Genomic DNA, 14,539 nt, shown 5'->3' with positions numbered 1-14,539 from the left:
TTCGAGGCCCTCGGGGCCGTCAACGGCCGCGCGCCCCATCCATCAGGCGAGAGTCGCCGCCTCGTGCCTGGGTGGTCGTGCCGCGACCGCCCCGACCACCCGGTGCGTCCAATTCTCCCAGTCGTCGAAGCCCAGGAACCGACCCAGCCGCCCGAGTTGCGCCGGCGGATCGTCGACGAGATCCTCGTACGTCATCCTCAGCAGTTCCTGCGGCCGGGCATCGGCGATGGCCTGCTCGGCCTCGCTGGCGAGGAACGCACACAAGCCCCGGTAACGCTCGACGTCTCGGCCGCGTTCACTCAGCGTCTGCGCCGTCAGGCGGTCCGGCAGGTACCGCTCCAGTTCCTGCGGCACGGGCTCGCCGGCGGCGACCTGGAACGGGTCGAGCCCGTACCGGCCGAGTGACTCCAACCTGAGCTGAAGGTACTGGAAGGACGGGTGGCGGCTCATCGACTGGGCAGTGTCCGCCCAGTCGCGGGTCAGGTAGACGATCTTCGCGGTGGGAAAGGTCTTCAGCAGGTACGGCGCCAGGTGGCTGGAGCCACCGGATCGCTCGACCCAGCGCCGCCGGTCAGTGAGCACGGTGAGCATGTCCAAGAACATCTGGTGGTGCCGGGCCACCGGCTGGTCCGGAAACCCGGGCACCAGTTCGGCGAGTGTGTCGTACAGGTGGTCAGGGTCGGACGAGATCTTCGGCAACGTGGTCGCGAGGATTCGGGGCAGCTCGATGAGGTTACCGGCCCACCGGCCGTCCTCCGGGTAGCACACCTCGACCGGCGCCAGCCCGATCCGGAAGAGGGTGGCGAGTTCCGGCCTGGGACTGCTCAACCTCGACCAGTACGCGGCGCCGCTGAGCTTGTCCCTGACGTCGGTCCAGGGCTCCACCGCCATGAAGAACTCCTGGACCGACAGGGTGGCGGGCTGCTCGGCGATCAGGTCGGACAGCAGCGTCGACCCGCACCGACCGGTGCTGATGATGATCGCCTGGCCAGGAACCGGTGACTCCATCGGAGGTCCTCCTGAACTGTGCGGATCAGCGGATGCTCTCAGGTGCAGACCGCTGATCCTGACCGTCACGCTCGGCGGGCCCTGCGGTGTCCGGGCGGCTCGGTTGGACACCACATTCCTGGCGTAGCCAGGACAGGACGATGTCGCGGACGGTGCTCGGTTGATCGACGAGGATGGTGTGTTTCTGGCCGGACACGGTGACAATCCGTGCTTTCGGTAACAGCCGCCGTACCTCGGGGGCCAGTTCGACCACGGTCGAATCGCCGCCGTACACCCACAGCACCGGACACCCGATCGCGGCGATCCGCTCCTCGGCGGGCAGCCGACTGGCCGGCAGGTCACGCACGAGGCTCGTGGCGGCGAGCACCTCGCGAGCCATCCTTGCCCGGCGGCTGGCCCGCTCCCCGCGTTCGGCTCTGATCTCGGCCAGCGCGTGTTCGCGCGGCAGGTACGTGGCGGCGTTGTCGAGCTGCCGCACCACCCGTGCGAACCACGCGGCGGTGGGCGGGGAGGACTCGACGGCGGCGATGGCGGCGACCCGCTCCGGGTGGCGTGCCGCGTAGCCGAACGCGATCGTACCGCCGAAGGAGTTGCCGAGCAGGTGGACCGGGCCGGTGACGTCGAGCGCTGCCAGCAACGCCGCCAGGTCGTCGACGAAGTCGTCCAGCGTGTATCCCTCCGGCGGGCGTTCGCTGTGTCCATGCCCACGCAGGTCGTACATGATTACCCGGAGGCCGGTGGCGGCGAGCGGGTGGGCCAGGGTGAGGTACCAGCTGGCCAGGGTGTCCGAGGCCATGCCGTGGATCAGCACGGCGGTCGGGGCCCCGCCGTGCGCTCCGCAGACCGTGCCGGCCACCGCGTCGGGTGGGATGAGCTGCTCCACGTGGACGGACAAGCCGTTGGCCCGGACCATGCTCATGCCGGCGTACTCGCCTTGCCGGGGCTGGCGTCGGCCCTGCCGAGTGCGGCGGCGATGTGTTCGACGAGTTGGCCGACCCGCAGCTGCCGTACCGACTCCAGGTCGAGGCCGGCGATGAGCTGGGCGAAGTTGACTCTGTCGCCGTACCGGACCTGCAGGCGACCGGCGAGGGAGATGACGTCGATGCTTTCCATCTCCAGGTCGTCCTGGAACCGGGTCGCCATGGTGATCTCACCGTCGACTCCGGCGTCGCCAAGAATCGCGTGCAGCATCTCGGCAATGTCGGCGAGAATGCTCGCCTGGTCCACATGCATGTGATGTCCTTTCTCGTGATTGCGTACCGCTACGGGCAGCCGGTTCAGTGGCCGGCCTCCGGTCCCCACGTCCAGCCGACGACGTACCGTGCGGTCGGGTCTTCGGGGTTGGACACCTCTCGATGTGCGACCTGGTAGACACGGTCGCCGACCACGACGGTCAGCGCGGCTGGGGTGGCGGCGACCACCGCGAACCGTTGCGGGTCGCCGGCCAGGCCGGTGCCCTCTGCCTTGGCGGCGGCCTCCTTGGCGACCCAGAAGCGGGCGAACCACAGGTGCCGGTCTTCGGGGGTGGCCAGCGAGTCGAGCAGCCACCGCTCCGGTGCGGACAGCGCGGCCGTGACAGTGCTCTCCGGATGGTCCACGATCTCGGCGACGTCGATGCCGACGCCGGGGGCGTCGGGCGCGGCGTGTGGCGCGCGGGGCTTGGCGATCGCCACTCCGATCTGCGTGGCGTGCGCGAGTGAGACGTCACAGTCGCGGAAGCCGCGGCCGGGTCGCGGGCGTACCCGGGGTCTCCCGTTCGGCTCGTTCGTGACGGTCAGTTCGATCGGATAGACGTCCGTGTGGCCGTCGTCCCACAACTGGAACCGGACGGCGTCCTTGACCGCGATCCGGCCGAGCAGCCACTGCTGGCGTGCCTTCGGCGGCTGCCGCTCGTAGTCGGCATAGCCGCTGGCGCCGAGGATGCCGCGAGCGGCCAGGCCCCGGGTGACCAGGTCTGTCCAGTAGTCGAAGGCCATGGTCCAGCCCTCCGGCTGCCGCAGCGACATCGGATGGCGCTCCGGGAAGCGCTCCGCCAGTCGGGCGGTGCGATGGCTGTCGAACCGCCGGTCCACACAGCCGTCGACCTGTGCCCACACCCGGCCGTCGATGGAGAGCTGGGTGTCGGCGACGAGGCGCGCGTCGTCGATCGCGCGCACCCGGGCGACACAGTCGAACGCCGTACCGGGAGCCGGCGGCGGCCCGAAGAACCGTACGTGTCCGAGCTCCACCGGCAGCGCCACGGTCCGCGACGGTTGCGTCGTGATGAGCCAGTTGCCGATCAACTGCAGCGCGTTGTCGAGTAGCGCGCCGGGCGGCACCGGGGCGGTCACCACGCCGCGGACGTGCATGTCACCGAGGGCGTGCACCTTGGTCACGCCGTGGAACAGGGGGCCGTGGAACATCAGGCGTTCGGCGTACATCTGCTCGGCGCTGATCCGTGGCGGCCGTTCGGTGGCCGGGTCGTGCCGCCAGACCGCCGGACGGTCGGCCGGGTAGTCCGGCGCCACCTCGAGCGTCGAGCGGGCGTAGCCGCCGAAGGTCACCGCGAGTCGGCCGGGTCCGACCGGCCTGACGGTGATCTCGACGTCCTGCGGCGGCGCGGCGATCAACCAGCGGTTGAACCGCGCGTCGCGCACGCCGACCACCCGGAAACCCGGAATGGCCTGCTCGGCCGCGTCCATCATGTGCTGTACGACGGTGGTGGCCGGCACCACGGGCCACCGGTCTGCCGGGTCGGGCCAGTCGTCGGGTTGGGCGAAGAAGCAGTGGTCGCGCAGGTACGGCATCGTGTCGAGGGCGACCCGCAGAACCGTACGGTGCACCTGCGGCGGCGGCATTCGCGGGTGCCTGGTCCGACCGTCGGTGACCCCGACCTCCGTTGCGTCACACAGCAGCGAGGCGAGTTCCGCGGCAGCGCTGGAGTGCTCGGCGAGGGTGTCCAGCGTGGCCAGTGCCGGCGATCTCGGCAGGGCCACGGGACCCTGCGTCGCCCCGGCAGCCGTCCCTTTCCCGGCGACCGGGCCGGATCCACCGGCCATAGCGTTCGGGCCGTTCGTGGCGCTTGGCCTGCCGGTGCCGTCCGGCGTGCCCGTCGACTCGGCGGGCACGGAGACGCCGAGCAGTTTGTCGGCTCCCTCGCCGAGGCGGACCAGCGGGCCACCGAGGTCGAGCCGCATCATCGGGACACGACGAGGCGGTTTGTCGGCAGCCGGCGCCCCGGCTCGGGTCTGATCCGCGATCGCCGGGTCGAGGACGGAGAGGTCCGGTGCGGCGCCCTCGACCCACAGTGCGGTGGCGACCCGGCGCAGTTGGTCCAGCCCGCTGCGGTGGGCGACGTTGACCGGCATGGCGAGGTGGTCGCGGCCGCGCAGGTTGTCGGCGATGACCGAGGCGAGCTGCCCGGCACCGACCTGCAAGAACACCCGGAAGCCGGCGTCATACATGGCCTGGATGGTCTGCCGGAACCAGACCGGTTCGAGCATGTGTCGGACGAAGATCTCCAGCACCCGGGCCGGCTCGGTGGGGAACGGTGCTCTGAGGGTGGTGGACCAGACGGGTACCCGGGTGGGATGGACCTGCCAGCGGCGTAGCGCGACGCCGATCGACTCCAGCCCGGAGGCGGACATCGGGGTGTGGAAGGCGGAGCGAAACGGCAGCTTCTGACACAGGATGCCGTCGCCGCGCAGTGCCTCCACAAGGGAATCGAGTTCGCTCTCGGGTCCGTTGACGATGCACTGGGCGGGCGCGTTGTCGTGGGAGAGCACCACTCCCGGGAACCGGGCGAGCCGTGGGGTGACCTGTGGCGCGGCCGCGCCGATGACGGCGAACGCGCGGCCGGGCACCTCGGCCGACGCCGAGTCGAACGCCGCGAGGAATTCGTCCATGGACGCCGAGCTGACCTGCCCGGTGGTGGCCGCGGCGGTCCACTCGCCGATGCTGTACCCGGCGACCGCGTCCGGGGTGATTCCGGTGCGGTGCAGGGCGGTGGTGAGCAGCTTGCCGACCTCGATCACGCCAGCGCCGTGCCGACCGAGGTCGTGGGCGGACCACTGCCGATCGGGCAGGTCGAAGTGCGCGGCGATGTCCGAGGTACGCGGGTTGAGTTCCGCCTCCAGCCCCGGGTACACGAAGGCGAGCTGGCCGGGGGATTCCCCGGCGAGCAGCGGGGCCGGGCTGAACCAGATGTCGCGGGCGCCGCGCCAGGGCTGCCCCTTGGCGACGGCGCGCCGGGCGTTGCCGAGGCGTCTGGTGTCGGGGTTGACGATGCCGAGCCGGCAGTGTTCGTCCGCTGTCCGAGGGTGGGTGCCGGCGGGACCGGCCAGTCGGGCCCGGTTGGCGCCGCGGGCGCGTACGGTGTGGTCGTCGGTGTCGAGCAGGCGGGCCAGCGCGGTCGGGTCGGGGGCGGCCAGCCACAGCACCTCGTCGGGCTCCTCGACGGTGACCGGCGTCGTGGCTCGGACAGCCGCCTGCGCTGCGGGCACAGTACTGGTCACTGGCCTGGTCGTGCCCGTAGGGCCCCGACGGGCCGCCCGCGCCTCCTCCAGGATGACGTGGGCGTTGATGCCGCCGAAGCCGAACGCGTTGACGCCGGCGCGGCGTGGCTGGTCGCTCTCCCACGGCTGGGCGGTCGTGATCGGCGTGAACCGGGCGCGCGCCAGCTCCGGCCGCGGAGTATCGCAGTGCAGCGTCGGCAGCAGCACGCCGCGGTGCACGGCCAGGGCCGCCTTGATCAGGCCGGCGATGCCGGCCGCCGGCATGGTGTGACCGATCATCGACTTCACCGAGCCGATCACCGGTCGTGGCCCGCCCTGGTGCGGGCCGAACCCCTCGGCGATGGTGGCCAGTTCGGCGGCGTCGCCGGTCGGCGTCGCGGTGCCGTGTGCCTCCAGCAGACCCAGCGCGTCCGGGGCGGTCGGGTCCAGCCCGGCCGCCGTCCAGGCCCGCCGGATGGCCAACACCTGACCGGCGCTGGCCGGGTTGACCATGCTCGCGGCGCGCCCGTCGCTGGACACCCCGATACCGCGGATCACCGCGTAGATCCGGTCGCCGTCGCGCAGCGCGTCGGCCATCCGCTTGAGTACGACGATTCCGGTGCCCTCGCCGATGAGCAACCCGTCCGCCCTGCTGTCGAACGGCCGGATCTCGCCGCGTCGGGAGATCGCGCCGAGCTGGCTGAACACGGACCAGAAGCTGATGTCGTGCACGTGGTGTACGCCACCGGCGAGGACCGCGTCGAGCCGGCCGCTGTTCAGCTCGGTGATCGCCTGATCCACCGCGATCAGCGACGAGGCGCAGGCGGCGTCCAGGGTGTACGCGGGACCGCGCAGGTTGAGCCGGTTGGCTACCCGGGAGGCGGCCAGGTTCGGCACCAGCCCGATGGTCCCCTCCGGCCGGTGCTTGCCGAGCCGCTCGTCGAACCTCGCCCGCACCGCGTCCAGCCGGCTCTCCGGCAGGTCCGGGATCAGCTCCCGGAGCACCTGGATCACCTGGCTGGACATCCGCACCCGCTGGGCGTACCGGGCCTGGGCGGGGCTGAGGATGCCACCCCGGCCGATGATCACGCCGATCCGGTCGCCGTCGGGCAGCCGGTCGGCGCCGCCCGCGTCGTCGATGGCCGCCGCGGCCACCTGCAGCGCGATGAGCTGGTCCGGCTCGATGTCGGCGATGGACGCCGGCATGATGCCGAACCTGAGCGGGTCGAAGGTGGCCAGGTCGTCGACGAAGCCGCCCCGGCGGCAGTACAGCCGGTCCGGCCGGTGCGCCTGCGCCGGGTCGTAGAACTCCGGATCCCACCGGTGCGGCGGCACCTCGGTGATTGCGTCGACACCCTCGACCAGGTTGCGCCAGTAGGTGTCCAGGTCACCGGCGCCCGGCATCAGCGCCGCCATCCCCACGATCCCGATCTGGGCGCCGTCCATGCCGCTTACCAGCCTGACGCGGTGTAGATGACGGAGGTGACCGCCGGGTCACCCCAGGCCAACTCGCCCAGTAGGCTCAGCGCGCCTTCCTCGGGGTCGATCAGACCGATGCCGCGGCGGGCGAACTCCCGGCCCAGTTCCGCAGTGACCATGCCGCCGTGACCCTCGGACGGCGCCCACGGCCCCCAGTGGACGGTCAGGCAGCGGTTGCCGGTACCGGCCGCCCAACGGGTGCCGATCGCCTCCAAGGCGTCGTTGGCTGCGGCGTAGTCGCCCTGACCGCGGCTGCCGTACGCCGCCGCGATGCTGCCGAACAGCACCACGAACCTCGGTTGGCTACCCAGGCTGTCCAGCGCAGACAGCACCGCCTGCGCACCCCCCACCTTGGCGTCGAAGACGCGGGCGAACGACCGTGGATCCTTGTCGGCGATCAGCTTGTCCTCGATCACCCCGACGCCGTACACCAGTCCGTCGATGCGGCCGTACTGGCCGTGGATCGCGGTGAGCAGCCGTCTGGTCGCCTGCGGGTCGCGTACGTCGAGGTTGTGGTAGCGCGCCTTGGCGCCCAGCTCCCCCAGTTCCCGCAGGGTGCCCTCGACCTCCCGGCCGGCCAGGATCGCCGCAGCCGTGCGGCCGATCGTCGCCGCGGAACCGATGCGCTGGCGCGCGAGCGCCGCCCGCAACGCCGCGGGGTCCGTGGCCGCCGCCAACACCGGATCCTGCGGGCCCTCCGGCAGCGGAGTGCGGCCAACCAACTCGATGCGGCACCGGGCGGCCGCGGCGAGGGCACGAGCGACCCAGGAGGTGATGCCCCGCGCGCCGCCGACCAGCACCACCACCGAGTCACGGTCCAGACCGATCGCCCGGGCCTCGGCCACACCATCGCCGGCCGGGCCGGCACCACCGGCCGCCAGCGCGCCGAGGCTCACCGGAGCCAGCTCGCACCCGCACCGCTGGCCCGCGATACGGTGCACCACCGCCGCATCACCCCCGACGAGCAACTCGTCGACGATCTGCTGGGCGACCCGCTCCGCGCGTTCCGCACCATCGACGATGACGAGCCGCGAGATGGTCGACGGATACTCCCGGGCGATGGTGCGGAACAGGCCACCCAGCCCGTCCGCGCCCGTCCCGGCGCTCGGGTCGGCGACGGCCAGCACCCAGCGCGGCCCGCCCGCCAGAACCTGCTTGATCAACCCGAAAGCGCCGGGCAGCAGCGGCGCCTGCCCACCAACCAGCCCGTCGAGCAGGACCAGCCCGTCCACGCCGTCGACGGTGCCGGGCTCGGCGGCCGTGCCGGTGCGTACGGTCGCCCCGTTCTGGCGCAGCAACTCAACCACCCGTACGGCCGTCGGACCGGAACCGGTGACCAGCAGCGTGGCACCCGCGAGCGCCGTCGCCGGTTGGATCAGCGCGTCCGCGACCGGAACCAACCTGGGGAGCATCCGCGTCGGCGCGACACCCAGCCGGACATCGGCGTCCACGGGTACCGCTGGGCCACCCGGAGCCGTCGCGGTACCCGGCGGTGCGGGGCCGGCGGGGATCGCTGTGGACGACGCCGTGTGCGTCTGCGTCGACGTCCCGGACGACGCCGGGGCCTGTGCCGGCCGGGCGGGTGCGGTCAGTGCCGGGACCGTTGCGGCCATGGCGTCGTTCACCCGGGAGGTGAGCAGCTCGACCATCCTGCGCACGGTCCGGGCCTTGACCAGTTCCTCCAGCTCGGATTCGTCGCCCTCCACCGGCAACGCGAGCCGGGCGGCCACCTCGCCGGCCACCTCCGCCCGCTTGATCGAATCGATACTGAGATCGGCCTCCAGATCCAGATCGAGATCGATCAGGTCGACCGGGTAACCGGTCCGCTCGCTGAGCACCGCCAGCACCGCGCCCTGGAAGTCCAGTGCCGCCGGTGTGGCGGGCGTGGGCGACGCCACCGGCGGGCCGACCGGGGGAACGGGCAGGCCCGCCAGCGGTGCCCCGGCGGCGCCATTCGCCGTCTGGGTCGGGACGGCGGAGGTGGCATCGGCGACCGAAGCGACGGCGAGGGCGCCGTTCGCCACCGTCGAGCTCACCGCGTCGTTCACCCGGGTGGTCAGCCAATCGACCATCGCGCGCACGGTCCGGGCCTTGACCAACTCCTCCAGCTCGGATTCGTCGCCCTCCACCGGCAACGCGAGCCGGGCGGCCACCTCGCCGGCCACCTCCGCCCGCTTGATCGAATCGATACTGAGATCGGCCTCCAGATCCAGATCGAGATCGATCAGGTCGACCGGGTAACCGGTCCGCTCGCTGAGCACCGCCAGCACCGCGCCCTGGAAGCCGAGACTCGGCGGCTCGGCCACGAGCGGGGCGGCGGCGACGCCACTCCCGGGGCCGGTGCCCACCCGTCCGTTACCGGACGGCCCGTACCCCGGCATCATGCCCGGCATCGGCCCGGACGGGACCGGTACGGGTGGGCCGGTCGGGGCCGGCGCCGGTGGGACCGGTGCCCGTGCACCGGCTGTCGCCGGCGCTGGCGAGATCGGTACGGCTTGGTTCGGCGTGGCTGGCGCCGACGGGACTGGCGCCGGTGAACCGGCTGCGACGTCTGCCGCGCCAACCGGCGAGCTCACTGGGTGGGGTGTCCGCGATGGCCGCCCGGCGATGTCTCCACCGCTGGTGTTGCCGAGGTAGGCGAGTATGACGTCGCGCTGGGAGGCGATCATCTCGCGATTCGTCCGGAGAAACTCGGCGAGTAGTTCGTCACGGCCCTCCCGCCCGGCACAGGTGTCACGGCCGTCGGCGGCGGGCCCGATTGTCGGGGTCATCGACAACTCCTTGATGCGTCGTGGAGGCGTCATGCCGCCGGTGGGGCTGGCGCCATCGCGGTCACGGACGAGCTGCCCGTCGACAGTCCAGAAGGGACGGCCGTCGGACGCGGTCACGGTGGCCTCGACGGCGTCGCGGCCGTGGAACAGCCAGCCGGTCTGCACGGGTACGCCGGCGCAGGCCAGCTGTGCCACGGCGACGAGGAAGTCTCGGAGCCCTTCGCCGGTACGCCGGTCGCAGGCGACGGCGAGGTACGGCCGGTCGGCGAGGACGGCCCGGACCAGACCGGTGAGTACCTGCTCCGGGCCGGCCTCGACGAAGGTGCGGACGCCGGCGGCGTACATGGCTTCGATCTGTTCGACGAAGCGGACCGGGGCGCCGAGCTGGGCGGCGAGTTCCTGCCGTACCTGGTCGGCGTCGTCGGGGTAGGCGGTGGCGGTGCGGTTGGACCACACCGGGACGCGCGGTGCGGTGACCTGTTGGGCGGCGAGCACCTGCGCGAAGCGCTCCGCCGCGGCGGCGACGAGCGGGCTGTGGAAGGCGCAGGCGACGTTGAGTTGGCGTGCCGTCAGACCGGCGGCCTTCAGTGCGGTGATCGCGGCCTGCACCGCCGGGGTGGGGCCGGAGATCACCTGCTGGGTGGGGGCGTTGCGGTTGGCCAGGACGACCCGGTCGGCGAGGCCGGCATCGGCCAGGACCGCGCCGAGACGTTCCGGGGTGGCGGTGACCGCGGCCATGGTGCCGGGATCGTCACCGGTGGCGGCGAGGATCGCGTCGGCGCGTTGCCGACTCAGCTCCAGCAGGGTCGGCGGGTCGCAGGCGCCGGCAACGCACAACGCGACGAGTTCGCCGTAGCTGTGCCCTGCGGTGAGGTCGGGGTGAATGTTGAGCCGGCGGAGCAGGTGGTCGACGGCGAGGCCACCGATGCCGAGGCCGGGCTGGGCCACCCGGGTGTCGCGGATCTGCTGCTGCTGTGCACGTTCGGTGTCCGGATCGAACGCGGCCGGCGGAAACAGCAGGTCCGCCGTTTCCGCACCCGGTTCGAGGTACCGGCGCACCTCGGGAAAGGTGACGAAGAGTTCGGCCAGGGCGCCGGGGTATTGGCTGCCCTGCCCGGGGAACAGGAACGCCACCTTCCCGCCGGCTGTACCGTCCGTGGGCTGCTGGCGTGGCTGGATGAGTCCCTGCCCGGGGTTGTGCTCGCCAGCGAGGGCGCGGTGCAGCAGCTCATCGAGTTCGGCTGTGTCGCGGGCGACGATCGCGACCCGGACGGGTCCGGAGCGCAGGTCGGCCGCTGTGGCGGCGGTGACGGCCAGGTCGCGCAGTCGCCACGGCCGGCCGTACCGGTCGGTGGTCCGCAGCACGGCGGCCAACTTCTGCACGGCCCGGTGCGCCGCAGCCAGGTCGGGGCCGCGGAAGCAGAACAACTCTGCCGGCCATTCCTGCCGGCCGTGGCGCGGTTCGGGGGTGTGTGGGTGTGCGGCGAGCACCAGGTGGTAGTTGGTGCCGCCGAAGCCGAACGCACTGACCCCGGCGAACCGCTCACCGGCCGCGGAGCTCCACGGGCGGGCCTCGGTGAAGAAGGCGAACGGGCTGCGCTGCGGATCCCACGCCGGGTTGGGGCGGGTCAGGTGGATGGTCGGCGGTCTGACCCCGGTGTACAGCGCGAGCGCCGTCTTGAGCACACCCGCGAGCCCGGCCGCGCACTTGGTGTGGCCGATCTGCGACTTGACCGAGCCGAGCGCACAACTGCCCGGCTGCGCGCCGGAGGAGACGAACAGTCGGGTCAGGGTCTCCAGCTCGGTACGATCCCCCACGACGGTACCGGTGCCGTGCGCCTCGACCATCCCGACCTGTCGCGGGGAGATACCGCTGCGGGCGTACGCCCGGTCGAGCGCCCGGCGCTGCCCCTCGGCACGCGGCGCGGTCAGGCCCAGGGCGCGCCCGTCGCTGGAGGCGCCAACCCCCTTGATGATCGCGTAGACGCGGTCACCGTCGCGCTCGGCGTCGGCGAGCCGCTTCAGCACCACGCACGCGACGCCCTCGCCGAGGGCGATGCCGTCGCCGGTGCTGTCGAACGAGCGGCATCGGCCGGTTGGGGACAACGCGTGCGCCGAGGTGAACATCAGATAGTCGTTGATGCCGTTGTGCAGGTCGGCGCCGCCGCAGATCATCAGGTCACTGGTGCCCGCGGCGAGTTCCTTGCATCCTGCGTCCACAGCCGCCAGCGACGAGGCGCACGCCGCGTCCACGGTGAAGTTGGGGCCACCGAGGTCCAGGCGGTTCGCGATCCGCCCGGCGATCACGTTGGCCAGCACGCCGGGGAACGAGTCCTCGGTGACCGTGGGCAACTGGTCCTGCAACGCCGCTGGGACCTCACCCAGATAGGCCGGCAGCATCGTACGCAGCGTCTGTGCATGCGCCATGTCGCTACCCGCCTCGGCGCCGAACACCACCCCGGTACGGGAGTGGTCGGTGCCCGGGGCGTCGTAGCGGTACCCGGCGTCGACGAGGGCCCGGTGCGCGGTCTCCAGGGCCAGCAGCTGGGTCGGGTCGGTGCTGGCCAACGCCGCTGGCGGGATGCCGTACCCGATCGCGTCGAACGGCACCGGCGCGAGGAACCCGCCCCACTTCGACACGCTGATCCGGCCCGCCTGGCCCGGCGCCACCTCGGATGCGTAATAGGTGTCCACCGCCCACCGCTGGGCGGGCACCTCGGTAACGGCATCGCGGCCGCTGAGGATGGTCTGCCAGAAGCTGGCCAGGTCCGGGGAGTCCGGAAAGACGCAGGACATGCCGACGATGGCGATGTCCAGCGGCGTCGTCGGCGTCCGCTCGGCCGGCTCGGCGCCCGGCCCGAGGGTCGCCGCCAGCGCCGCGATCCGCTCGGCCTGGAAGCGCTGCGCCCCGACGGTCACGTCGGTATGCAGGGCGGCCACCGTCGTCCGCGCGTGCCGCAGCACCGCCACCTGGCCCGCCATGAACAGCCCTTCGGCGTGCTGACCCGCCTCGTCCACCGCGACCAGCGCATCTCCGTCGCGCCGTCGACCCTTGCTGGCGATCCGCAGCCGGCCGACGTTGAGCATCTCCAGCCGCTCCCACACCTGCCGACCGGCCGCCCCCGCCGCAACCAGCTCCTGCCGCACCCGGTGGAAGTCGTCGACGTACGGGCTGGGCAGGCAGCGCGTCACGTGTCCCGGTGCCGTCTCCAGTACCGCCGTGCCGGTCGCCGCGATCACCTCACGCTGGAACAACGGCTGGATCGCCCCGTACTCGACCGCCTCCCTGGTGAACAGGTACGCGGTACCCATCAACACCCCCACCTGCACGCCGCGACGCGCCAACGGTCCCGCCAACGCCGCCACCATCGCCGCCGAGCGCGCATCGTGGATGCCACCAGCAAAGAAGACCTGTACCTGCGCTGCGGTCCCGGCCGGCGCGCCATCGAGGAACTCTTCCAACGCGAGCGCCTGCGCCTCCCACAACGGGAAGCTCGTCTGTGGCCCCACATGCCCACCACACTCGGCGCCCTCGAACACGAACCGCCGCGCCCCGGCGCGCAGGAACTGCCGCAGCAACCCCGGCGACGGCGTATGGAGGAACGCGCTGATGCCCTCGGCCTCCAGGACCTTGGCCTGCGCCGGCCGGCCACCCGCGATGATCACCACGCGCGGCCGGGCCTCCCGCACCGCCGCAAGCTGCGCCGCCCGTAACTCCTCCGGAACGAAACCGAGGACGCCCACCCCCCACGGACGCTCACCCAACGCCTGCGCGGCCTCCCGCAACATCCGCTGGGACTGTTCGCCGCTGGCCAGGGCGAGCGCGATGAACGGCAAGGCGCCGTCACCGGCCACCGCCGCCGCGAACCCCGCGACGTCGCTGACCCGCGTCATCGGCCCCTGCGCCACCGGTATCCGCACGCCCAAAGCCCGGGCCAGCGGTGCACCCGGTGCCAGTACCCCACCGGGCACGGCGTCCCCGACCGCATTCCCGATCGCCTGGCGGATACCGCGGACCGCCGCCGCCGTACTCCCCCAACGTTCCCGGAAGACCGCCGCCAACCAGCCGTCCTGACCTACCGGCAGCAACTCGCCCGTGCCGTCCTGCCGACCCGCACGGCGCATCCCGCGCACGCCTTCGTGCAGCACCGTCGCCGAGCCGTCCATCCGCCCGATCACGGCCCGTACGTCCTCCGGCAGGTCCGACTCCGGCATCAGCGCCAACTGGCTGTCCAGCACCACGCCGGCCGCCCCGCCCAGCACACAGGCGGCGGCCGTACGCGGTCCGATGCCACCAGCCACCCAGACCGGCAGGCTCAGCGCCTCGTCGGCCAGCAACTGCTGCAACAAGACGAACGAACTGAGCTCACCGACCCGCCCGCCCGCCTCCGAACCGCGCGCGATCAACCCGTACGCACCGGCCGCAGCCGCCGCACGCGCCTCCCGAGCACTGGTCACCTCCACCAGCACCCGGTACCGGCCCGCGGCCTCACCCAGCGACCACGCCCCATCCGTCGGCAACACCACCAGGCTCACGCGGCCCTTGCCGGCACGCTCCAGATCAGTCACCGTGGCGGCACAACCTGCCGGAACCCGTACCCCGATGGGCCCGATCGACCACGACGCGGCCTGTTCCAGCGCCCCCAACGCCCGGCGATCACCTCGGGCAAGATCGAACACACCCAACCCGCCGCCGGCACCGGCGGCCGCCACGATCCGCGGACCGGGCTCTACTCCGCCACACGGGTTGATGGCGATGATCGGCTCACTCCCGCCGGGCGCAGTACTCATCGAACTCCCGTCATCGGG

General features: G+C 72.2%; 5 protein-coding genes. All 5 read right to left on the bottom strand.

Features of this window, described 5'->3' with window-relative positions; all coding sequences use genetic code 11:
- Positions 1 to 42 precede the first annotated feature (42 nt).
- Genes ACSMXO_RS12570 through ACSMXO_RS12550 form a run of 5 tightly spaced genes read right to left on the bottom strand, consistent with a single transcriptional unit; the run spans position 43 to position 14,521 of the window.
- The gene (locus ACSMXO_RS12570; protein ID WP_455417852.1) at positions 43 to 1,008 is read right to left on the bottom strand and encodes a sulfotransferase; all 966 of its coding nucleotides are present in this window, start codon (positions 1,006 to 1,008) and stop codon (positions 43 to 45) included.
- A gap of 25 nt (positions 1,009 to 1,033) precedes the next feature.
- Positions 1,034 to 1,927, bottom strand: a complete 894-nt coding sequence (locus tag ACSMXO_RS12565) for an alpha/beta fold hydrolase (protein ID WP_455417851.1) — start codon at positions 1,925 to 1,927, stop codon at positions 1,034 to 1,036.
- On the bottom strand, positions 1,924 to 2,241 hold the full coding sequence (locus tag ACSMXO_RS12560; protein WP_455417850.1) for an acyl carrier protein: 318 nt from the start codon (positions 2,239 to 2,241) through the stop codon (positions 1,924 to 1,926). Before ACSMXO_RS12560 ends, ACSMXO_RS12565 begins: the two co-directional genes overlap by 4 nt.
- A gap of 44 nt (positions 2,242 to 2,285) precedes the next feature.
- On the bottom strand, positions 2,286 to 6,926 hold the full coding sequence (locus tag ACSMXO_RS12555; RefSeq protein ID WP_455417849.1) for a beta-ketoacyl synthase N-terminal-like domain-containing protein: 4,641 nt from the start codon (positions 6,924 to 6,926) through the stop codon (positions 2,286 to 2,288).
- A gap of 5 nt (positions 6,927 to 6,931) precedes the next feature.
- On the bottom strand, positions 6,932 to 14,521 hold the full coding sequence (locus ACSMXO_RS12550; RefSeq protein WP_455417848.1) for an SDR family NAD(P)-dependent oxidoreductase: 7,590 nt from the start codon (positions 14,519 to 14,521) through the stop codon (positions 6,932 to 6,934).
- Positions 14,522 to 14,539: the final 18 nt, after the last annotated feature.

This window comes from Plantactinospora sp. DSM 117369 (assembly GCF_053764795.1).
The sequence above is the reverse complement of the archived record's forward strand: the minus strand, read 5'-3'. Positions and strand labels throughout refer to the sequence as shown.

Bases quoted from the DNA above. Each gene is read 5' to 3' on its own strand.
- ACSMXO_RS12555 (WP_455417849.1), bottom strand. From the start codon at position 6,926: ATGGACGGCGCCCAGATCGGGATCGTGGGGATGGCGGCGCTGATGCCG.
- ACSMXO_RS12550 (WP_455417848.1), bottom strand. From the start codon at position 14,521: ATGAGTACTGCGCCCGGCGGGAGTGAGCCGATCATCGCCATCAACCCG.
- ACSMXO_RS12560 (WP_455417850.1), bottom strand. From the start codon at position 2,241: ATGCATGTGGACCAGGCGAGCATTCTCGCCGACATTGCCGAGATGCTG.
- ACSMXO_RS12570 (WP_455417852.1), bottom strand. From the start codon at position 1,008: ATGGAGTCACCGGTTCCTGGCCAGGCGATCATCATCAGCACCGGTCGG.
- ACSMXO_RS12565 (WP_455417851.1), bottom strand. From the start codon at position 1,927: ATGAGCATGGTCCGGGCCAACGGCTTGTCCGTCCACGTGGAGCAGCTC.